This window comes from Psychrobacter sp., assembly GCF_018260395.1.
Taxonomy (GTDB): Bacteria; Pseudomonadota; Gammaproteobacteria; order Pseudomonadales; family Moraxellaceae; genus Psychrobacter.
On record NZ_JAGLBC010000025.1, the window covers coordinates 1 to 23699 of the forward strand.

At 39.1% G+C, this 23699-nt stretch carries 17 protein-coding genes; 3 read left to right on the forward strand and 14 right to left on the reverse strand.

What is annotated here, in order from left to right; translation table 11 throughout:
* Nucleotides 1–288: 288 nt before the first annotated feature.
* From QZ265_RS03545 to QZ265_RS03570, 6 genes are all read right to left on the reverse strand, one after another.
* The gene (locus tag QZ265_RS03545; protein WP_296403471.1) at nucleotides 289–1476 is read right to left on the reverse strand and encodes an isovaleryl-CoA dehydrogenase; all 1188 of its coding nucleotides are present in this window, start codon (nucleotides 1474–1476) and stop codon (nucleotides 289–291) included.
* A gap of 80 nt (nucleotides 1477–1556) precedes the next feature.
* Nucleotides 1557–2471, reverse strand: coding sequence for a hydroxymethylglutaryl-CoA lyase (locus QZ265_RS03550; RefSeq protein WP_296403473.1), 915 nt, complete (start codon nucleotides 2469–2471; stop codon nucleotides 1557–1559).
* A 42-nt stretch (nucleotides 2472–2513) separates the two neighbouring features.
* Nucleotides 2514–4643: an acetyl/propionyl/methylcrotonyl-CoA carboxylase subunit alpha gene (locus QZ265_RS03555; protein ID WP_296403475.1), complete on the reverse strand. Its 2130-nt coding sequence runs from the start codon at nucleotides 4641–4643 to the stop codon at nucleotides 2514–2516.
* Nucleotides 4644–4774: 131 nt separating this feature from the next.
* Nucleotides 4775–5602: an enoyl-CoA hydratase/isomerase family protein gene (locus QZ265_RS03560; protein WP_296403477.1), complete on the reverse strand. Its 828-nt coding sequence runs from the start codon at nucleotides 5600–5602 to the stop codon at nucleotides 4775–4777.
* A gap of 134 nt (nucleotides 5603–5736) precedes the next feature.
* Nucleotides 5737–7347 (reverse strand): carboxyl transferase domain-containing protein, encoded by a 1611-nt coding sequence (locus tag QZ265_RS03565; protein ID WP_296403478.1) that lies wholly within the window; start codon nucleotides 7345–7347, stop codon nucleotides 5737–5739.
* A gap of 172 nt (nucleotides 7348–7519) precedes the next feature.
* Nucleotides 7520–9220: an AMP-binding protein gene (locus tag QZ265_RS03570; RefSeq protein WP_296403503.1), complete on the reverse strand. Its 1701-nt coding sequence runs from the start codon at nucleotides 9218–9220 to the stop codon at nucleotides 7520–7522.
* A 587-nt stretch (nucleotides 9221–9807) separates the two neighbouring features.
* On the opposite strand from QZ265_RS03570, the gene QZ265_RS03575 reads away from it, so the two are divergent.
* The gene (locus tag QZ265_RS03575) at nucleotides 9808–10737 is read left to right on the forward strand and encodes an Hsp33 family molecular chaperone HslO (protein WP_296403480.1); all 930 of its coding nucleotides are present in this window, start codon (nucleotides 9808–9810) and stop codon (nucleotides 10735–10737) included.
* 162 nt (nucleotides 10738–10899) lie between these two features.
* On the opposite strand, the gene QZ265_RS03580 is transcribed toward QZ265_RS03575, so the two are convergent.
* The 8 genes from QZ265_RS03580 to QZ265_RS03615 all read right to left on the reverse strand — a co-directional run bounded on the left by QZ265_RS03580 (nucleotide 10900) and on the right by QZ265_RS03615 (nucleotide 20393).
* The gene (locus tag QZ265_RS03580; protein WP_296403483.1) at nucleotides 10900–12402 is read right to left on the reverse strand and encodes a hypothetical protein; all 1503 of its coding nucleotides are present in this window, start codon (nucleotides 12400–12402) and stop codon (nucleotides 10900–10902) included.
* A 115-nt stretch (nucleotides 12403–12517) separates the two neighbouring features.
* Entirely contained in the window at nucleotides 12518–14416 is a 1899-nt protein-coding gene (locus tag QZ265_RS03585) for an alkaline phosphatase PhoX (protein WP_296403505.1), read from the reverse strand.
* Nucleotides 14417–14830: 414 nt separating this feature from the next.
* A complete protein-coding gene (locus tag QZ265_RS03590; RefSeq protein ID WP_296403484.1) occupies nucleotides 14831–15547 on the reverse strand; it encodes a fumarylacetoacetate hydrolase family protein in 717 nt (238 codons plus the stop codon).
* Nucleotides 15548–15746: 199 nt separating this feature from the next.
* Nucleotides 15747–16472: an ABC transporter permease gene (locus QZ265_RS03595; protein ID WP_296403487.1), complete on the reverse strand. Its 726-nt coding sequence runs from the start codon at nucleotides 16470–16472 to the stop codon at nucleotides 15747–15749.
* Between the two features lie 9 nt (nucleotides 16473–16481).
* Nucleotides 16482–17222 (reverse strand): ABC transporter permease, encoded by a 741-nt coding sequence (locus QZ265_RS03600; RefSeq protein WP_296403490.1) that lies wholly within the window; start codon nucleotides 17220–17222, stop codon nucleotides 16482–16484.
* A gap of 170 nt (nucleotides 17223–17392) precedes the next feature.
* The gene (locus QZ265_RS03605) at nucleotides 17393–18211 is read right to left on the reverse strand and encodes a transporter substrate-binding domain-containing protein (RefSeq protein WP_296403492.1); all 819 of its coding nucleotides are present in this window, start codon (nucleotides 18209–18211) and stop codon (nucleotides 17393–17395) included.
* Nucleotides 18212–18750: 539 nt separating this feature from the next.
* Nucleotides 18751–19554: an ATP-binding cassette domain-containing protein gene (locus tag QZ265_RS03610; RefSeq protein WP_296403495.1), complete on the reverse strand. Its 804-nt coding sequence runs from the start codon at nucleotides 19552–19554 to the stop codon at nucleotides 18751–18753.
* A 473-nt stretch (nucleotides 19555–20027) separates the two neighbouring features.
* The gene (locus tag QZ265_RS03615; RefSeq protein ID WP_296403497.1) at nucleotides 20028–20393 is read right to left on the reverse strand and encodes a hypothetical protein; all 366 of its coding nucleotides are present in this window, start codon (nucleotides 20391–20393) and stop codon (nucleotides 20028–20030) included.
* Nucleotides 20394–20981: 588 nt separating this feature from the next.
* Between QZ265_RS03615 and QZ265_RS03620 the strand changes: the two genes are divergently transcribed.
* Nucleotides 20982–22280, forward strand: coding sequence for a glutamate-5-semialdehyde dehydrogenase (locus QZ265_RS03620; protein WP_296403499.1), 1299 nt, complete (start codon nucleotides 20982–20984; stop codon nucleotides 22278–22280).
* A 285-nt stretch (nucleotides 22281–22565) separates the two neighbouring features.
* Nucleotides 22566–23264: a zinc transporter gene (locus QZ265_RS03625; protein ID WP_296403501.1), complete on the forward strand. Its 699-nt coding sequence runs from the start codon at nucleotides 22566–22568 to the stop codon at nucleotides 23262–23264.
* The last annotated feature ends 435 nt before the right edge of the window (nucleotides 23265–23699 follow it).

Below are 23699 nucleotides of genomic sequence, written 5' to 3' on the forward strand. Positions count from 1 at the left end.
AGGTCTTTTTTTCACCTGTCATTTGATATTGCACTTCATGTGTTAATCTAAGTAACTTAAAATTAAGCCATTTAATTATTTATTCAATCTTTCAGATTATAGGTGAATGTAATGACTTTTTAGAATATTGTCAGTTAAGTCATCTTTTTGCTTTAAGCATCGCGAGGTAACAGCAGTAAACACCATAAATAAAAAACGTCCCTACATTACAACGGGACGTTTATGGTACTGGTTTAAATAATCCAAAAAATGATATAAACCAAATATTAAACCTAATTGACCAAAGTTTTATTTGGTTTCATTAAAAAGCTCACGACCAATCAACATACGGCGAATCTCACTGGTACCTGCTCCGATTTCATAAAGTTTTGCATCGCGCCAGAATCGACCTAATGGATACTCGTTGGTATAGCCATTACCGCCAAAGATTTGAATACCTTCGCCTGCCATCCATGTTGCTTTTTCAGCACACCATAAGATGACGCTGGCGCAGTCTTTACGCACTTGACGGCTATGTCCTGCACCACGCTCATCTAACATGTCTAAGTTTTTACCCACAGTGTATAAGAAGCTACGACCTGCCTGCAAAATGGTATACATGTCAGCTACTTTACCCTGAATCAATTGGAACTCACCAATGGATTGTCCAAATTGCTTACGATCATGAATATAAGGGATTACGTTGTCCATCACTGCTTGCATGATACCCACTGGTCCTGCGGCCAATACTGCACGTTCATAATCTAAACCGCTCATTAATACCTGAACACCATTATTCAGACCGCCCATGATGTTCTCAGCGGGAATGAACACATTATCAAAAACCATTTCACCCGTATGACTGCCTCGCATACCTAGTTTATTAAGCTTCTGCGCAGTACCAAATCCGTGCATACCTTTTTCGATTAAAAAGGCTGTGATGCCTTTGGCTCCCAACTCTGGATTACTCTTGGCATAAACCACCATCACATCCGCATCTGGACCATTGGTAATCCACATCTTGCTACCATTTAAGACATAACCACCATCTTTGGCTTCGGCACGTAGCTTCATGCTGGTTACATCTGATCCTGCACCTGTCTCACTCATCGCCAATGCACCTACAAATTCACCACTGATTAAATTTGGTAAAAATTTTTGCTTTTGTGCTTCAGTGCCATTGCGTTTAAGTTGATTGACACAAAGATTTGAATGCGCGCCATAGCTTAAACCCACTGATGCTGATGCTCGGCTAATCTCTTCCATGGCAATCATATGTGCCACATATCCCATATTAACACCGCCGTACTCTTCGGGTACGGTGATACCGTGTAAGCCCAGCTCTCCCATCTTTTGCCACAAATCCATTGGAAACTCGTCACTGCTATCAATCTCAGCAGCACGAGGTATAATTTCTTTTTCTGCGAAAGCTCTGACAGTATCCCGAAGCGCTTGAATGTCTTCACCCAACTGAAAATCTAGCCCTGGTAAACTCATAAATATCCTTTTCATGTGTAGTTTGTTGTTGAAATAATAAATTAGTAGATGGTTTAAACTAGTTTAAAACTTATTACGCATTATTGACGCTTTAAAAATGCAGTTGCTACTTTAGAGCCATTTTTACGACCCAAAAAGTCGCTGATACGTTGACCGACTATGGTTAACTTGTCTAAATCCACACCGGTTTCGATGCCCATACCATGAAGCATATATACTACATCTTCAGTTGCCACATTGCCTGTTGCTCCTTTAGCATAAGGGCATCCGCCTAATCCAGCAGCTGAAGTATCAAACTGTGCTACATTTAAGCTAAGTGAAGCCAAAATATTAGCCAAAGCCTGTCCATAAGTATCATGGAAGTGTCCAGAGATGTCACTCACATCGATATAGTCCATGGCAGCTTTCAATGCATTTTGTACCTTAATGGGCGTACCCACCCCAATAGTATCTGCTATACCAATATGTTCTGCACCACTCTCAACCAAACGTTTAGTGACATAAGCCACCTGACTAGGTGCAATCTCACCTTCATAAGGACAACCCACAGTACAAGATATTACCCCGCGTACTTTGATGCCAGCAGCCTTTGCCGCCTTGGCAACTGGAGCAAAACGTTCGATACTTTCATCGATACTACAGTTGATATTTTTTTGACTAAAAGTCTCACTAGCTGAACCAAAAATGACCACTTCATCCGGCGAATAGCGCAGAGTATTTTCAAATCCTCGCATATTCGGGGTTAATACCGAATAGCAAACCTCTTGATGACGGTTATGATTGCTATTGATAAGCTGCATTAACTCATCATTATCCCCCATCTGTGGGACCCATTTTGGCGACACAAAACTAGTGGCTTCAAGCTTCTTAATGCCTGCACCAATTAAGCCTTCGATTAACTCATATTTAACCTCAGTGGGTACAATTTGCTTTTCGTTTTGTAGCCCATCGCGAGGACTAACATCGATAATTTCTACTTTATCAGGATAATTCATTGGCTTATTCTTTATTTATAATGGTTATGGTCATTTAAATCACTACTCGGTCTCTAAACGTAATAGATCATCGCCCTCGGTTACCAAATCGCCTGGTGCAAATAGCAACTCTGCCACTACGCCATCAATGGGAGCATTTATAGTATGCTCAATTTTCATCGCTTCAATGACCGCTAAAGGCTGTCCTTGTTTTACTGGATCTCCAGCCATCACTTTAAAGGCAACAACCTGTCCTGGCATTGGTGATTTTAAACTACCTACAGCTTGAGTATCGCCTTTAATATGTGCCATAGGATCTATTAAAGTGATGCTACCGCTGCCTTCTTCACTAAAGACGTGCACCTTTTCATTTTCTACCCAGCTTTGTACATTTCTACGCTGGCCATCTAGCCACAATATATAAGTGTCAAAGTCTGTAGGATTAAACTCAACCGAACCCTCATAAACTTTCCGGTTTAGGTTAGGTTCTATAACGTTGTCTTGCTGCTCATGGCCTACAGCTTGAATGATTAAGTCAAAAACCTGCCCATCCTTATTAGATGGATTTGATGTGGTATTAAATTTTATATTCTTAATAACAGCCACATAGCCTTGTTCAACTTCACCTTGGTTTAATAACAAGTCAAACTGACGTTGGTAGTCGCTAAAGGCACGCCAACCGCCCAGTTGACTAAAAGGATCATTATCATATAATCGATTATGGGTGCCTTTTGATTGCTGTTCAGCTACAAGTTTGTTAACGATTGCCGTTGAAACCAATAGCGGTAAAGATACAGGGTGTTGATCGAATAACACATGTTTTTCACGCTCAATTAATGCCGTGTCTAGCTTAGCTTGACTGAATGATTTGGTCGCTAAAATATGACGCAAAAAAGCCACATTATTAGGTAAACCTACAATTCTGGTATGCGCCAGTGCTTGATCTAACTTGGCTAGAGCTTGCTCACGCGTAGGCGCATGAACAATTAATTTGGCAATCATAGAGTCATAGAAAGGACTGATAATATCGCCTTCTTCCACCCCATCATCAACTCGAATGTTGCCAACCTCAAATTTGCTATGCTCAGGCTTACGATAAGTAAATAAAGTGCCGGTTGCAGGCAAGAACTCATTATCTGGATTTTCGGCGCAGATACGGGCTTCAATAGCATGTCCTTGAATGGTTAAATCATGCTGTTTGACGGGTAATTCACCGCCAGCTGCCACCAATAATTGCCATTCCACCAAATCCATACTGGTAATTGCTTCGGTCACTGGGTGTTCAACTTGAAGACGAGTATTCATCTCCATAAAATAGAAACTCATCTTGACCTTACCGTCAGCATCCGGACGCTGCTCAACAATAAATTCAACAGTGCCAGCACCCACATAGTCTACCGCACGCGCGGCATTAATGGCTGCAGCACCCATGGCTTGACGCATCGCATCATCAACCCCGGGAGCGGGTGCTTCCTCTAACACTTTTTGATGCCGCCTCTGTACAGAGCAATCACGCTCAAACAGATGTACATAATTACCGTGACTGTCGCCAAATACTTGAATCTCAATATGGCGAGGATTTAGGGCATATTTTTCAATCAGTACCGCATCATTACCAAAACTAGTAGTAGCTTCGCGGCGACAAGACTCTAATAAGTGAATAAAGTCTTCACGGCGCTCTACCAAGCGCATGCCTTTACCACCACCGCCCGAACTGGCTTTAATTAATAGCGGATAACCGATACGTTCAGCTTGTTGTAGCAAAAATTCTGGATCTTGATTACCGCCATGATAGCCTGGAATTAGAGGCACGCCAGCTGTTTCCATCAACTGTTTTGACTCAGCTTTTAAGCCCATAGCCGTAATCGCCGATGCAGAGGGACCAATAAATACTATATTGGCCTCTTCACAAGCTTTAGCAAAAGATGCATTTTCACTTAAAAAACCATAGCCTGGGTGAATGGCTTCGGCGCCTGTCTCTCGCGCAATTTTAATCAGTAAATCGCCTCTAAGATAACTGTCTTTTGGAGCAGAACCGCCCAAATAGACTGCTTCATCACAGATGCTAACATGCTTAGCATAACGGTCGGCATCAGAATATACCGCTACAGTGCGAACGCCCATACGCCTCGCCGTTGCGGCCACACGACAAGCAATCTCACCGCGGTTGGCAATTAAAATTTTAGAAAACATAACTATTCCCTTAGATATTGGCTATTGTTACAACCTGCCCTATCGGTGTATTCCTTTATAGTCTCAAAATAATCTTACTGGTTGAAATTCAATAAAGGGATTCTTTTGACGGTTTTTTAAATTTTATAGTATTAACTTAGCCAATTAGGCTTACGCTTTTGTAAGAATGACTGCACGCCCTCTTTACCCTCATCAGACGCTCTTATATCTGCTATACCGGCTACTGTTTGCTCAATTAACTTGTTGTCAATCGGTTGACCTGCGACATACTGTAGTAACTGCTTGCATTCTTTAACTGCGTTGGGACTATTGTTACGTAGCTTCTTAGCAATGGTAGCGACTGTAGCTTCTAGATTTTGAGGCTCCACACTTTGATGAATAAGACCTATTTTTTCAGCTTCTATCGCATCGAAAACTTCAGCGGTTAAAAAGTAACGGTGTGCAGTCCTTGCCCCCATTGCTCTAATCACATAAGGACTAATGGTGGCAGGTACCAACCCTAAACGCACTTCACTTAAACAGAAATTTGCAGATTCTACAGCTATAGCAATGTCACAAGCTGTTACCAACCCGATACCACCTGCATAGACGTCGCCTTGTATGGCGGCAATGGTTGGTTTTGGACAGCTATAAATAGTATGAAGCATTTGTGCCAACTTATTGGCATCGGCAAGATTTTCCTCACGGCTATAATCAGCCATGGCTCGCATCCAGTTCAAATCCGCTCCGGCACAGAATGCCTTACCCTCTGCTGCCAGTACTATGACGCGAACCACTTCACTGTCGCCAAGTTGGGTAAATGCCTTGTTAAGCTCTGCAATAACTTCATCATCAAAGGCATTTCGCTTATCGGAACGCGCTAAGGTCACGGTGGCGATATAATCTTCTACATCAATCTTTAATGTGGTCAACTTCGATAGAACCATTAATGAAGAAGGTAGGCTTTTAGTGCTATTCATAGGTAACTCGTTAGTTAATACATGAGTGGTTAAACTGTTTTTTCAACTGCTTTTTAAACTGCAATTTAAACTGAATGTTTATGCTTAATTTTAGATGTGGCTAAACAATTAACGAAGACAAAAATGTCTCAAGCTTACATTCTAAACACACCAAATTTGGTCTCTTCAATCTCAGCGTTGTAAGCAGCACTTAACCCAAGTGCTAGAACTTTTCGGGTATCGGCAGGATCAATGACCCCATCATCCCATAAGCGTGCGCTGGCATAATAAGGATGGCCTTGTTTTTCATACATCTCTTTATAAGGCGCTTTAAAGGCTTCCTCATCCTCAATACTCCAAGTACCGCCTTTACGCTCAATATTGTCACGTTTTACCGTTGCCAATACCGAAGCCGCCTGCTCTCCACCCATTACAGAGATACGCGCATTTGGCCACATCCATAAGAATCTTGGGCTGTACGCACGGCCACACATACCATAGTTACCAGCACCAAATGAGCCACCTACTATGACTGTGAATTTAGGTACTTTTGCATTGGCAACGGCCATAACCATTTTTGCACCATGACGGGCAATACCTTCATTCTCATACTTGCGACCCACCATAAACCCAGTGATATTTTGCAAAAATACTAACGGAATTTTGCGTGCACAGCAAAGCTCAATAAAATGAGTGGCTTTTTGCGCCGATTCACTAAACAATATTCCGTTATTGGCGATAATACCAACTTTCATACCCTCTATATAAGCAAAGCCGCACACTAACGTAGTGGCAAAACGGGCTTTAAATTCATCAAACTCACTGCCATCGACAATGCGAGCGATAATTTCACGAATATCAAAGGGTTTGCGGGTATCGGTAGGAATCACGCCATAGAGCTCTTTAGACTCATATTTGGGTGGTCTTGGTTGGATTTGATTCGGTATATGCTTTGGCTCGCGGTTTAAGTTACCCACAATGTCACGTGCCAGAGATAACGCATGCAGATCGTTTTCGGCCAAATAATCCACCACGCCTGATAAACGGGTGTGAACATCACCGCCTCCTAAGTCTTCTGCTGACACAACCTCTCCGGTTGCCGCTTTTACCAGTGGCGGCCCCCCTAAGAAGATTGTACCCTGTTCTTTCACGATAATAGACTCATCACTCATGGCTGGCACATAAGCACCACCAGCTGTACAACTGCCCATGACTACTGCAATTTGAGGTATACCTGCGGCACTCATGTTGGCTTGGTTGAAGAAGATGCGTCCAAAATGCTCCTTATCAGGGAATACCTCATCTTGGTTAGGTAAATTAGCTCCGCCTGAGTCTACTAAGTACACACAAGGTAAGTTATTTTCTTGGGCAATTTCTTGGGCACGCAAATGTTTTTTGACCGTCATAGGGTAGTAAGTTCCACCCTTCACAGTCGCATCATTACACAAAATCATGCACTCAATGCCATTAATACGGCCAATACCAGCAATAACTCCTGCTGCTGGGATATCAGCATCATACATATCAAAAGCTGCCATAGGTGCCACTTCTAAAAAAGCTGTACCTGGATCCAAAAGACGTTCAACCCTTTCACGAGGTAATAATTTGCCACGAGCCAAATGCTTAGCTCGAGAATGCTCAGGACCGCCTTGGGCAATTTTCTTTAAATGCACGTGTAAATCATCAACCACTGCCTGCATGGCTGCTGTATTTTCGGCAAACTCTTTTGAATTCGGACTTAGCTTACTGGTAATTATGGCACTCATGGCATCCCTTATATGAGGTTTCGATATCGCTTTCGTTATTTTTCTCTAAGTTTAACAATAAATGATTATGAGTTTAATTATTCATTTAGGTCAAATGCAATAAACTTATTTAGGTCAGAAAGGTCAGGCAGGTCAGGCAGGTTAGTAAAGTGACCACCTAACCTTATTGTAGCTATAAGCCCAACTCTTGAATCATAATTTCGGTAATTTTATATTTTTGAATTTTTCCGGTAATGGTCATCGGATACTCCTGCACAAAACGGAAGTACTGCGGCACTTTGTAATGAGCGATATTGTCTTTACAAAATTGCTTTACCTCGGCCTCGGTCAGTTGCTCGCCTTTTCTAGGAATAATCCAAGCCGCTAATACTTCACCATACTTCTTATCAGGCACTCCAACAATTTGCACATCACTAATCTTAGGATGACGGTATAGATAGTTTTCAATTTCTACCGGATAAATATTTTCTCCCCCACGGATGACCATGTCCTTACTACGACCCACAACCTTGATATAACCGTCTTCATCCATAGTGGCCAAGTCACCGGTATGCATCCAACCATCTTGAATAGCTTCACGGGTTTTAAAACGGCTGCCCCAGTAGCCTTTCATAACTGAATAGCCTCGAGTTAACAGTTCACCGGTTTCGCCTATAGCTACGATGTCTCCGCTTTCAGTATCGACAATTTTTACTTCTAAGTTAGGTTGCACTAAGCCAACTGTAGAAACTTGTTTCTCCAAAGGCGTATTTTTATTGGTCTGACAAGAAACAGGGCTGGTTTCAGTCATGCCATAGGCAATGGTCACTTCACTCATGTGCATCTCATCAATGACGCGGCGCATTACCTCAATTGGACAGCTTGAGCCGGCCATAATACCGGTACGTAATGTCGACAAATCGTAATTATCAAAGTCTGGGTGATCGAGTTCGGCAATAAACATGGTCGGTACGCCATGTAACGCAGTGCATTTTTCTTCTTGTACCGCTTTTAATACAGACAATGGCTCAAAACCATCATTTGGGTACACAATACAGCCGCCATGGGTCAAAATTGCAAGATTACCAAGAACCATACCAAAACAATGATATAAAGGTACTGGGATACACAAACGGTCCTCAGCGCTAAGATCCATTGACTCGCCAATGAAATAACCGTTGTTTAAGATGTTACGATGGGTCAACGTTGCCCCTTTTGGGGTGCCTGTGGTGCCGCTAGTGAATTGAACATTAATTGGATCGGTGTTTTTTAATTTCGCCTGACGCTCTGCGACTCTGAGGTCATTTGCATCACCCTCTTTCATCCAATCAGAGAACTTCTGCATAAAGCCAAATTCTTCATCAGTGTCTGGCTCATCAATCCAAATGATGCGTTCAACGGTAGGTATCTCAACCAAATCAAGTTGAAAATAAGGTTTATGATAAATCTCTGGACATAATTCGTGAATGATATTGGCATAATCACTAGACTTGAAATGACGCATCAATACCAGTGCAGAGCACCCTAACTTATTAATGGCATATTGTAATTCGAAGCTACGATAAGCTGGGTTGATATTAACTAAGACAACCCCGACTTTAGCAGTCGCTAGTTGCATTAATAACCATTCAGCATTGTTGTGTGACCAAATGCCAATGCGGTCTCCAATTTCAAGCTCCATTTCAATCATGGCACTGGCCAACTGATTGACTTTTTGTTGTAACTCACGATATGTCCAACGGATATTTTGATGACAAACTACCAGTGCTTCTTTGTCGGGATTTTGCTCTACTATAGCATCGAAGAAATCACCGATAGTGGTTTCAATCAATGGGGTATCTGGTCCTCGGTCATGACTTATAGCCAAAGGAGCATTTAAAGATTTTGCACCCATACTCACATTTGGTAAGGTTTTAAAATCAAATAAAGAGGTTTCTGATGATACTGAAGAGCGTTGTGAATTATTGAGCGCTGTATTGTTAGAAGAACAGCTATTTGAGTTGCTTAGAGAACCAATCATAACGAATCCTTTCGTTGTCAAAAATGTTAGAAAAATATGGATTACTATTCACATTTTGATGCTTTAATACTAATACTTATTTCTAACTAGGTAAACATAAACCCAATAGTTAAATCCATTTAAATCCATTTAAATAGTAATCATTTTGGTATGTTAACACTAAAAAACTTACCTTTAATAGTCATTTTTATATTGATAAATTAAACATTACCCCCAAATATTATTAAGTTAATTCTAAGCCGCATAATGATAATTGACTATTAAGCCGCATTTTTAAAAACTACCCGTCAATGATAGCTACTAATTAATAACAACTACCTATTAATAGCAACTACCTATTAGAGTTATTAATCCCTTAGCCTATTTTGCACTGATTGAATTTGTGCTAATTTCTAAGCAATACATAGATTTATGTAAACATAATTTAGATAAACGTACTATATAATTGATTGAGATATTAAATGACCGAACTTACTGATTTACGTCAACGCTTTTTTATCGCAGATTCACCGGTTCGAGGTGATGTGGTGCGCTTACAACAAAGCTACGCTACCATTACTGCCCAAAAAGAGTACCCTGAATCAATCAAGCGCCTATTGGGCGAGATGCTGACAGCGGCTAGTTTGCTTATAGGCACGCTTAAAATTGACGGAACTTTATCTATTCAATTACAATCTTCGGATGAAACCAGTTTACTAAATTGGGCAATGGCAGAATGTAACCAATCAGGAGTTATTCGTGCTTTGGCCAGTTGGAAAAATGAAACCGAAGAGCAGCAACAAGCATGGACGTTCAAAACTACTGCTGACGATGCTTTTTCTGAATTAGGTGCAGTAGGCAAAGGCGTGATGTTTATTAATATTCAATCTATTAAAGGCGAGGCTTACCAAGGTATCGTTGAAAGAAGCCACGATAATTTAGCAGAATGTCTGGCGCACTATCAATTACAGTCAGCCCAAATTCCAACGCTGATTAACTTAGCCTGTGATGGTTTACAAGCCGGCGGAATCTTAGTGCAAATGCTGCCTCGTACTGCTGCAGAAATACAAGAAGTAGAACAAAACGAAACAGCAGGTATTGATGACGATTTATGGACACGTTTAACCCTACTTACCCGAACTGTTAAATTTGAAGAGCTGACCACACTCGAGGCGAGTGAAATCATTTATCGTTTATATAATGAAGAGAGTGTGGTAGCGTCTGATCCAGTTGCCTTAGAATTTGGTTGCACTTGTTCTCGTGAGAAATGTGAATCCGCCATTATCCAAATTGGTAAAGCGGAAGCTTTAGAGATTATTGAAGAACAAGATGGTAATTTTGAAATGGATTGCGGGTTTTGCGGTTCGATTTACAAATTCAATAAGGCGGATATCGAACTGATTTTTGAATAAGTAGATTTACACCTAATTTATGAATCAAATTATTAAGTTCTAAAAAAAATCCTCCTAAGTAAATAAGTTTAGGAGGTTTTTTAATATAGAGCGATCTTTACCGAGTTCATTATATGAACTATGTTCTAATATGCTTTCTTAACTTCAATCCGCTTTTTAGACTTAGACCACTACTTCTATGTCATCGTCAACAAAAGATTCAATACGTGGCATTAAGGCAGAATCCATTTTACCATTGTCATTTAACCACTGTATAACCTGCTGGTGTACACGGCTATCATATTGAAGATTTATATGATTAACACCGTAAAAGATACCCTTATGACCTTCAGGTACATATAACGTATGAAAGTCACCGGCTTCTCCTAACGCTGATTCGATAGTTACCAAACCATCGCCAACTAAATTGGTGGCTTTAGAATCATAGACCCCTTCTACTATTGAGCCTGAAATAAAGAAAGCCCTCACATGACGTGGCAAACTAGTAGGATGACGGAATTCTTCAGGTAGCACATCACGTTGTTTCAGATATTTCCAATCCTCATCACGTATACTGCCGTGACGCAAATCAATAATACCTGCGCTTCGAATATTGCCCATTTTTGATAATGATGCAGCAAAAGGCACTTTCCCAATAACATCTAATACATAGTATCCAATACGCTCAAGCATTGCGCCTTGGTGCGGTGTGCCTATAGTGACTAAATTCCCAACACGATCAATCCAATCTAATCGTTCTTGTTCAGCATAAAACAGCGCACTTCGAGAGACCAGCCCTCCCATACTATAGCCAATGAGATCAATCTGAGTAATGTCTGGATTGTCTTCAATAAGCTCCTGTATCATCTGCGATAACCGGCGACCATTTTGTGAAATACGCTTACCAGTATTATAATCAAGGTAAAGCACTGTGGTTTTTGGTAGAGCCAAAGCGATGTTTTCACCCAAACTATCCTCTTCACAAGGATGCCAGCTCAAATAACTTAGACATAAACCGTGGCTTAATAAAACAACTCTACCAGAGATTGGATTACCTAAAGGCTGACCATATCTATCATAGATAATCATCGGTAGCGCTAAAGGACTATTTTGAGTAATTAAATGATCGCCAATGATACCGTTAACAACATTTACTAATTGCTTTAAAGTATCAGGCAAAACACGGTCACTGTATTGCCTTAAGGCTTTACGGGTCAATTTGACGTTAGTTTCAGTAACGCCAGTCCCTACTTGCTGCACTATGTGACGCATACCATTATAAAACTGACGGGTGAGGCCACCTTGCCAGCGTGTCAAATAGTCCTCACTAAAGCGCCCAAATGGTCTTAGTAAAATCTCAGAATGTAAGGACTCTATAATCTCAGTAACTTCTAGCACCCCTGTGGTAGCAAGGTGGGTTAGACCCTCTAAAACATCTTCAAATGTGAGGGGTGTATTCTTACGAGGATTCCCAGTGTCTGCTGCAGCTAGTTTTACAATTTCATCTTCATCTAGTGTGTTGAGCGAGTCCAATTTTTCATGCAACTCATCTAAGAATACAGGATGAGATGCAGTAATTAGCTCACAAGCTTCATATAAGTTATAGCTCTCAACAGGCTTAGATTTAGTCATAATTCTTACAAAATTAATTAAGGTAGAGTATTCATAGTAGCTTGAATATGTCATAAAGTAAAAACCTCAAATGTTAAACATTTGAGGTTTTTGTAATAAAATCCATTTTAATTATTATATATAAGCTGATTTTGCTATTTAATCCAGCTTATTATTTGCATTAAACTAATTATATCTTAAGTCCCAAGTAGCCAACCGCAGCGCCATAAGTATCTTTATAATTACGCTTAATTAATGGTAAAATTATTCCAGCAACTTTAGCGTTCTCTGCTATACCTTCACCTGGATGCTGAAAATTACTCATGATGTAGGTAAAGCCATTAACCTCATCAACCGCATGTAAGCCAGTAGATTCAGCGCCAGCAGGCGTTGATAAAATGCGTGCTAACTCATGAGTGTCTACATTATAAGCCCACAAAAAGTTATTGACGTGAGTACCTGAATCTTCACCGATAAATAAGGTGCGCATTTTTTCAGAGTACTTAAGGTTGTCAGGGCAAGATATTTTGTCTGGATGTGATTTATTGCCTAGATTATCAGAGTCAATATCTTGACCTGCTAAATTAGGTGGTACTGACATGGATACTGGTACCCATTCAGAATTAATAGCCGTATTATTGTTTATGGCTGCTTGTCCGCCGCTTAACTTATGAGCATAGACTGCACCAGACTTATTCTGTGCAACTTTTAAGCCATAATCACCATATTTTTCTGGATCAACCATTGATTTCTCAATTCTGGACATAGCTGAGTAAGCCACTTTGTCCTTAGCATTAACCGTCGTTCCTTCCATTTTAGTAAAGGCCATTGAAGCGCCTTTTAAGGCAGCATAACGATGCGTTTCTAAGAAAGCAGCTGCTTTTTCTGCGTACTGATTATTGGTATTTAACTTAACCCAGTTGGCCTTGCCATTGTAATAAATCTTAGTATAGCTAGTATCTTTTGGGTCTTCGTACTTAACACTCATGATGTCATCTGGCTTAAAGGTATTAGCCATTGCTTCAACTTCACTACTAGTAGCATGACCTAAATGAATCCACTGGGTGACAAACTCACCAGTACCTACGCCTTTAGGAGTTGTCTGATTGACTTTTGCTACGTATAAATTACCTGCAGATAAATCACGAGGTTTATCAGCAACAAACATAAATAGACCGCCGTTGGTTGTATCGTCTCCCATCAAGGCAGTGCGCTCGTCCGGCATCACTTGAATCAACTCATGTGAGATACGACCAAGGTTATAATGCTTTTTAACAAAGCCGGTGCCATCAGGATTAACAAACACTTCTGGCAGGTGACCATAATGGTATGGATTGGCTTTATTCTGATCGCCATATAATGCTTTACTAAAATCTAAGAACTTACCATCATCTTCTTTGGCTAAGTTATGTGTATCCGGCTCATATTCTTCTGAAGATAAGTGAGTACCCCATGGCGATAATGACGCTCCGCAAGTAATCCATAAGCCATGCACAGGTGAAGTGTCTACGTTATGATACTTAACTAATTTAAGCTCGCCAGTGCTTGGGTTTTGATCCAAAGTTAACACTGCGATAGGAGAAGGCAGACGACCCCAAGTTTCTTTACCAGCACGGTTCATACTTGCATATTCAAACTGTACTACAGCAAACACTGTATTGCCCTTAACACCAGCAACGTTTGCACCTTTTACGGTTAACAATGAGGTTCCATCTGGACAGTTAGAGAAAAAAGGTACCGGTTCGCCTGCAGACGCATCATAGAGCGGTTTGTTATTTATATCATATAGTTGACCTGCGCGAGTGGTTCCACCAAGTCCGTTTGGTACCATATCACCAGTGATGAAAAAAGGCGTATAATCCAAGTCATATACTTGCTTACTGCCGTCTGTGAAGTCAGCTTGCATTTTTGAATTAACATAGACAGTAGCCATCTGCTCTGGATTAGCTAGTGAAGGCGCTTCCATACCAATAAACTTAACTTGTTTAACAGCTTTAGTCAGTGGTGCTAAAGCTGAGTTTTTAGGAGCTTTGTTGACCGTAGCAGATGTGGCACACCCTGCTAAAGGAAGCATAGGTACACCTGCCATAAAGGTTAAAACCTTTCTGCGCGTGGCTGATGTTTTTAAAAGACGATTGGCTGCGTCATTGACTTCCTTATGGATACTCGTTTCACTATTATGATCAGCTACTTGGGTCATTTTTATTCCTCAATATTTATAATATGGACTTAGTGAAAGTAATCTTTAAACAAATTTACAAAAAACTGCTTAAACGAAACATTTTCTTATATTAATTTAATTAAGTGACAATTAGTTTAAACTTTTATGACTTAAATATGACAAGACAAATAGCATTAACCTAGAATTGCCCTACCATGGACTTAGCATTGACCTATATAGCTATATAAAATAGAATCCATAAAAAAACCGTCATTTAGACTTAACGACGGTTTTATGGAAAAACAAAAAAAACAGCCTAAAATAACTGTAGAGGATTAGATGTTATATAACCTTTGACTGCCAGTGGTGTTCACCCAATTTGAGGGTTAAATTATCTCCAGCATTTAATACCCCAACCCCACTGGGTGTGCCTGTCATAATTACATCACCAGGTTGTAAACTAAATGTATAGCTAATTTCGCTTAATAGGTCATATAAAGGAAAAAGCATCCATTCAGTTTTGCCATCTTGAGTTAATTTATCATTGATATATAGCTGATAATTGACTGCGCTAAAGTCCCCATACACATCAGGCGCTACCCACTCTGCCAGAACACACGAGCCATCAAAACATTTAGCCCGCTCCCAAGGATGACCTTTGTCTTTAAGCTCACTTTGTAGATCACGTAAGGTTAAATCTAAACCTAGGGTAACGCCATCGATTAGCCCTATACAGGCTTTAACTTCCTCAACGGTTGCGCACTTTAAAGGTTGTCCAATACGAACACACAATTCAGCTTCATAATGCACTTTATAAACAGTGTCTCTTGGCATATCTATGACATGACTGGCAATAGGTTGATCGTTATTAATCACGCAAGAGGCGGGTTTAATAAATAAAATAGGACGAGATGGAACTTCATTGCCTAGCTCAGCGGCATGAGCTGCGTAATTTCTACCCACACAAACCACTTTGCCTATAGAGAACTTGCTAGGCACATTCTCATCTTTTTGATTATCAAAGCCGTCGTTATAGGTGTTACTAATATTTTGGCTCATATCTATATCCCTATTTATTGAATTCATACTAGAAGCAGTGTAGAAGCAATTTTAAACTCATAGTTTTTATATCATAGATTTTCAAGTAATGTCATCAATAAAAAAAACCAGCATCTACATATACTGGTTATCTTTTATAGCTTACGCTAAACGTTTATCGTACTAAGCAAACTATAATGTTTCACTCGTTATGTAAAACCTAGGATACAGTTTTAGTCATCACATCGGGTGGAACATAGTTCATATGACGATTCATGCGCTTTTCTGCCATACGAAATACTAACAATATAACCCAAGTTAATACTAAATAAATAATACCGGCAGCAAAGTAAAGCTCCATATTGGTATAGGTTTTTGCACTGATCGTCTTTGCTATACCTGTAATATCGAACAAAGTTATGGTCATAGCGAGTGAACTGCCTTTGAGCATAAAGATGACTTCATTGCTATATGCTGGTAGCATAATCCCAAAAGCACGGGGCAAAACAATACGCTTAAACTTTAGTATATTTGACATACCTATAGAATCTGCGGCTTCAAGCTCTCCTTCTGGAATAGCTAATATTGCACCTCGTATGATCTCTGCAATATACGCACTTGTATTCATGGTAAAGGCAATAATCGCACACCAAAAGGCATTTTTAAATACAGGTTCCCATAGAAAAGAGTTTTTTAGGAATTCAAACTGCTGAAAGCCGAAATAGATTAAATAAATTTGTACCAGTAATGGCGTACCACGAAAGAAAAATATGTATAAAAAGGCAAAGCTCTTTAGCAGTTTGTTCTTTGATAATCGCATTAATGCAAAAACAAAACCAAAAAAAAGACCAATAATACCAGACAATACCACCAACTCAATGGTTATAACTGCGCCTTCTAATAATTTGGGAAATGATTCAAAAATTACATTCCAATTCCAGTCCATGTGGCCACTCTACCCTTTCATCAGGTTAATAGGAAATATAGAGGACTGCTTATTAAGCCTTTTGGCATATCTTGCAGCAGGATTAGAACGCCATTCTAACCACATAACTATTCCAGTAATAATAACAGTAAGCCCTAAATAAATAATAGCAGCTGCCATATAAAATGTGAAAGACTGTTGCGTGGCTTCTTTGCCGCGATCCGCTTGGAAGATGATATCTTGCAAGCCTACTACAGAAACCAAAGCCGTATCTTTTAACAGTACTAAAAATAGATTACCGAGTCCTGGCAATGCCAACTGCCAAAATTGAGGCATAGTGATACGAAAATAGATTTGCATTGGCCGCATACCTATTGCTTCAGCCGCCTCACGTTGACCAATTGGTATTTCTTGCATTGCCATACGAAATACTTCGGTAGCATAAGCGCCAAAAGCTATGGATAACGCCATTACACCAGCTAAAAAAGGACTGAACTCTATATACTCGTGATAACCAAATTTATTAAAGATGGCATTTAGCAGTATAAAGCCACCGTTATATATAAATAGCACCAGTAATAGTTCCGGTATCCCTCGCATGGTAGACGTATATATAGTAGCGAGTTTACGAAATATCCAGACATTAGATAACTTAGCAGAGGCACCCAATAGGCCCAGTATCATGCCAAAAATCAAACTGACAATAGCCAGTTTGATAGTAACGAGGGCGCCACTAAGTAGAAGAGGGCCGAACCCTTGCAAATCAAACACGTGATTATTATCCTAAGAGTGTTAAAGATTAATAAAGGCCGGTTACGCTAACCTGTTAACCGGCCTATACATTTATAGCTTTTGGGCTTTTAACGCAACAGTTTTAAAAAATTTGTTGGTCTATAAATGACAATCCAACGATTTGGTTATCTTACAAAAATTCATATTACTTATTTAAAGTATTTACCTTTAATCTCATCATACTTGCCATTTTCTTTTACAGTCGCAAGTGCTTTATTAAATTTGTCTTTTAAAGGATCTTGTTTTCGTACAGCAATACCAAAGTTGTCATTGTTATCAATTTCATTGCCAATTATTTCAAAATCTGACTTGCCTGTGCTTAACCAATTCACCACCGGTGCGGTATCAGATAAAATCCCATCTAAACGACCCGCTTCTAAGTCTAAAAAAGCATCGCCAATAGTGTCATATAATTTGGTTTTGGTATTGGGTAAGTTTTGCTCTAACCATTGTGAAGCAATAGTAGCACGCTGTGTGCCTAACGTTAGACCCTCTAAAGCTTTTTTATCTTCAGGATTCAATGTAGAGCCTTTTTTGGCAACGAAAACTAACGAGTTTTTGAAATAGGAATCGGTAAAATCTACTTGTTCAGCACGTTCAGGGGTAATAGACATGCCTGCGATAACAGCGTCATATTTACCAGCTTTTAAACCTGGAATAATACCATCCCAGTCTTGAGCCACAACCTCACATTTTGCTTTCATCTCATCACAAAGCGCATTCACTAAATCAACATCAAAGCCTACTAACTTGCCATCTTTATCAGTAGCGTTAAACGGAGGGTATGCCCCTTCAGTGGCAATTTTTATTGCTTGTGTTGCATCAGAGGCCGCTGCATCTGACTCACCCGTTTTATTTTTATCGCTACAGCCCATGGCTACTGACATTGAAAGCGCCATAGTTAACGCAGCGATAGGTTTGATTAAGTTGCTAAAGCTTGATTTAGATGCATTTTTTAAAATTTTCATTCAACGGTCTCTCAAAATGAATAAGAAGCAGTGATAGTATAAATATAAGTCATATACAACAAAATAAAGCTTTCGAATCCAAATCAAACTTAACTCTTAAGCATTGCTATCGAATTAGCTAATAGGTTTAAACTATGAAGCTTAAAGAAAATTTATGTCTTTAAATGACTTATATAATGGTATAGATATAAAGGAATATAAAATAAAATTAATTCAAAGTTTGCATACCGTACTTAACTTACTTAATGGTTAATATTCATGTTTAAAATTCATGTTTAATATTCATGACTAATAAATGCAATATTATTCATGAGTTTATAAGTTTAAGAATGCAAGATTCATACTAGAAAGTATATAGCGTTACAGTATATTGCAAATTGATACAAAAAAATAATACCTTAAATACTATTTAAAAACAAATAAAACTCTTTTTTTATCTGCCTTTATATCCAAATATGCTGCTAATTAGACAAATTTAAAATTCAAAAAAACTATTTACTTTTCAATAGCTTTATCAACTTAATACTTTATTTAGACCGTTAAAGTTTATTAGCACTGCCAAGGTGTGAAAACATAAATTCACGAACGCGTGGTGAAGTTGGGTTCTCAAAGATGTGTTCGGGTGTACCCGCTTCTTCGATACGACCTTCGTGTAAGAAGACCACATGAGATGACACATCACGAGCAAAACGCATTTCATGAGTTACGATTAACATAGTGCGACCTTCCGCTGCCAAATCTCGCATAACTGCCAGCACCTCATTTACCAATTCCGGGTCTAAAGCAGAAGTCGGTTCATCAAATAATAATACTTGAGGATTCATGGCAAGTGCTCGAGCAATCGCTACTCGCTGACGTTGACCACCTGATAAATTTGCAGGATATGCCTCTTTTTTGTCAAGTAGACCTACTTTATCTAATAACAGCTCGGCTTCACTAATAGCTTGGGCTTTACTTAGCTTAAGGACTTGGGTTGGACCCTCAATAATGTTCTGTAATATAGTTTTATTTGGCCATAAATTAAAGTTTTGAAAAACAAAGCCGACGCGAGCCCGAAATTTTTCTAATTGACTTCTATCAGCAGCTTGTAGCTCTCCAGTTTTACTTGCTACTAGATTCAGTGACTCACCTCCTAAAGTGATCGTACCTTGGTTTGGCTTTTCAAGTAAATTAATACACCTCAGCAAAGTCGATTTACCGGAACCTGAAGAACCTAAGATAGATATAACGTCGCCATCATAAGCAGTAAGTGAGACTCCTTTTAATACCTCAAGTGAGCCGTAGCTTTTATGGATGTTTTGCAAATCTAGTGCAATAGGTCGATCAGAAGTTGAATGTGGCATAGAGATAACGTGAGTCCGAAAGAAAATAAATGTAATAAAGGAAAAGTAGAATAAGGTGAAAATTAAGCATATCAACAATAAGCGCGTATTGTCACTTAAAATCTATTGTAGAAGCAAATCTTTTAAAAGCCATATGGTTAAAACTAAGTAATAGACTAATATAACAAAATTGGCGTTAGTATTAATTTTTATATTAATTCTATGGCACTATTTGAATTGTGATGCAAAAAACAATAATAATCAAAGTAATAAAACTTAGAAAAGATTCAAAAATTAAGGATGTTGAGGCTTTATTAAGAATAAATCCGTATATGCAGAATTTAATCCCTAAAACTAAAAAACCCTTTTTATTGCCAACACATAAGAGGCAATAAAAAGGGCGTTTAATAGACAACAAATCAGATAACAGTAATTCTTAAACTAAAAAAACATAAAATAATAACTTAATATGAATCTTTAGCTAGAACTAAATATTATTGAGAAGCGTCAGCTGTACCAGTGCTAGCATCTGCTGTTGCAGTACCCGCATCTGCTGCTGAAGCATCTGCAGTACCAGCATCAGCTGTAGTGCTATCCATAGGAGCACTTGCAGTAGCTGTAGCATCAGTAGCTGTTGCGTCAGCTGGAGCAGCCGTAGTAGTATCAGTTGTTGTAGTGGTAGTAGCAGTATCAGTAGTAGCTGGCTCAGTAGTTGCTGGAGCAGTATCGGTAGCAGCTGGAGCAGTTGTTTCAGCAGCTGGAGTTTCTTCAGCTTTTTTCTTATTACAAGCTGTCAAACCCATTCCTAAAACACTAACTGCTAAAACTGATGCTAAAAGTGATGCCTTAGAATTTTTCATGTTATTTGCCTCTATATACAAAGATTCGGAATAAATTAAAATGATAGATTTAAAGGATGTTAGTCATAAACAAGCTAAAAATCCAATCTCCAGTGAAGTTGAAATCATAATAGTACTTAGTTAATAATTTCAATAATAGACTTAAATTAATAAATCTCATTTAAATCAAATTAGTATCAATTATATACTGTGTAACTATTACCAGTACGTATCAGAACCTTTAAAATATCTTGTCTAACAAGGTTGTTAACGATTATTTTAATTACATTTGAAAAAATAAAATAGATATTTTCGTAGCAGTTTATGTTGATTTATGTAGTACTAATAATTATTGATTATCATTTAATAAATTTGAAACATTTTATTATATTTATTTTTTGATCTTATGCTTCAGATATTTTTTAATTATATATCAATTTATTGAAATGTCATTATCGAAATCATCAATATTTACAATTTTAAAAGCATCTTAATGAGTGATATAGCTTGCATTCAGCTTTACTATTATCCCTATCTGCTTTATGTTATAGACAAAGAATGAATGAGCTTAATGCTAAAACCATTTTATAGAAAAATTGGAGATTATAAATGACGCTGAATATTAATGACGTCAAGCAATATATGCAGCAAGTAGGCCAACAGGCTCGAGCTGCTTCGAGACAGTTAGCGGCTGCAAATACCAATACCAAAAACACTGCTCTACTTTGTATCTACGAAAAATTAAAACAGTCAAAGTCTGAGATTTTAGCTGCCAATCAAATCGACATGAACAACGGATATGATAATAACTTAGACCCTGCCTTACTTGACCGGTTAGAGTTAAACGATGCGCGTTTTGATGGCATGCTGCAAGGTTTAAAAGATGTATCAAATTTACCGGATCCTATTGGCGAAGTGACTGATATGACCTACCGCCCATCTGGTATTCAGTTGGGTAAGATGCGTGTACCGCTAGGCGTAGTGGGTATGATCTATGAATCTCGTCCTAACGTTACGCTGGAAGCCGCTTCGTTGGCGCTAAAATCTGGTAATGCCATTATTTTGCGTGGTGGCTCCGAAGCGTTTGATTCAAACCAAGCGATTGCCAGATGCATACTACAAGGTCTAAAAGAATCCGGTTTACCTGAGCATGGAGTTCAAGTACTACAAACTACCGATCGTGCTGCGGTAGGTGAACTTATTACTATGACCGACTATGTCGATGTTATTGTCCCGCGAGGTGGTAAAGGTCTCATTGAACGTATTAGCAAAGATGCTCGCGTTCCTGTAATCAAACATTTAGATGGCAATTGTCACACTTTTATTGACAGTGACGCTGATCCCGAAATTGCCATTAAAGTGAGCGTGAATGCTAAAACCCACCGCTATGGCACTTGCAATACCATGGAAACCTTATTGGTTGATCAAACGGTGGCCGATGAGCTACTTCCTAAGATTGCCGAGGCCATTATTGAGGCTGACGATGCCATGCAGCTTCGTTTAGATGCTGCCGCTAAAGCCATATTAAATGACAACGCTAAGCTTGCAGGCCACTTAAGTGAGGCCAATGAAGAGGACTGGGATACTGAGTATTTGGCACCTATATTAGCCGTGAAAGTGATTGACGGCTTAGATGAAGCTATCGCTCATATTAATACGCACGGCAGTCATCATACCGATGTCATCATCACAGATAACTACAGCAAATCACAGCGCTTTATCCGTGAAGTAGACTCAGCCAGTGTCATGATTAACGCCTCTAGTCGCTTTGCAGATGGTTTTGAATATGGTTTAGGTGCAGAAATTGGTATTTCAACCGACAAGATTCATGCCCGTGGCCCAGTGGGTCTAAATGGTCTTACTTCGCAAAAGTGGATTGTATATGGTCATGGTGAGGTTCGGAGTTAAAGCATTCCTAGATTAACGAGGACAATATATTAATTGCATTAATTTTGAGCGTTCGCTTTAAACGTAAACTTAAAACGTTTATTGATCTTGGCTTATAACGTCAGCTATCGCTGGCGTTTTTTTGTTCTAAAGGATTGTAATTTCTTTTTTCCAGCTCTTTAAATAATCAAATTTTTGAGTCCCTTTACACAATTTAACTTAAAGTCATTTAGTACAAACAGATAAATTACTATCTAATGTAGGAAGGACTGAACCTTTACTCTAACGATAAGGACTTACCCACTAATGATGGTTTTCTTAGTAATATTGGTCGTTTCAGGCGCCTTAATCGTCGGGGCACTATGGGGTGCTAAAGGGAAATTTCCGGATTGGGTTCAAGGTAATCTACTGGCGTTGGCCGGCGGTGCTTTGATGTTATCGGTTGCTTTAGAGATGCTACAGCCTGCCGTGGGAGAGTCGGGACTTTGGTTAGTTGCCGTTTTTACGATGCTAGGGGCGGTGGTGTTTACCAGTGTGGATTACTGGATAGATACTCGATTAAAAGACCAAGGAGGCATGGGATTGCTAGCGGCTGTCACTTTGGACGGAGTTCCAGAAAACTTAGCACTTGGGGTGTCTTTAATTTCGGGTAATGTTATGCAAGTTGCGGCGTTAGCTGGTTCTATTTTGCTGTCGAATTTGCCAGAGGCAGCGGGCGGCGCTAAACAAATGAAGGATCAAGGCAGTAGCACTAAGACTATTATGCTTACCTGGATTGGTGCCGCTGTTTTATTATCAATAGCTGCATTGGCCGGTAACTTACTACTCCGCGATGTGCCAAGATCCACTTTAAGTTTAATAGACTGTTTTGCCGCAGGTGCCGTGATTGCGTCATTGGCGACTGAGCTATTCCCTGAAGCCTTTAAGAAAAGTAACCACTGGTCAGGTATCAGTACTGCCATCGGCTTGGTATTGGCGCTAGGATTAAGTCAATTAAGTGGTTAACATCAATAAGATAGCTGAACTATTAAAGCTATAACCTCTAAAGTATAACTTTTAGTTTACAAAATCATTCCATATATTAATAAATAACATTATCATCTTGATCTCAATACGTCTATTATAGTGAACATATAGACACTGAACAACTTAATGCGGTTTTTATCAAAAGTGTCAGATTTTATAATCAAGGCATTGCGAAAGATGTATAAACAACGTTAAATTTTATTATCGTATTAAACAAGGATGGTTAAATATTTAGTTTCGACAACTGAAGCGTTGTAGATAGATCTACATAAACATAGCTAGAGCATTAATATCATCATTATCTACAAGCACATCTTTATCTACAAGTAAACTATTAAACTATAAAGGCATCCGCCTTTTAATTTAAACATACTACCCAATCTAGAAATTCATCTATCATTCAAAGTGCATACT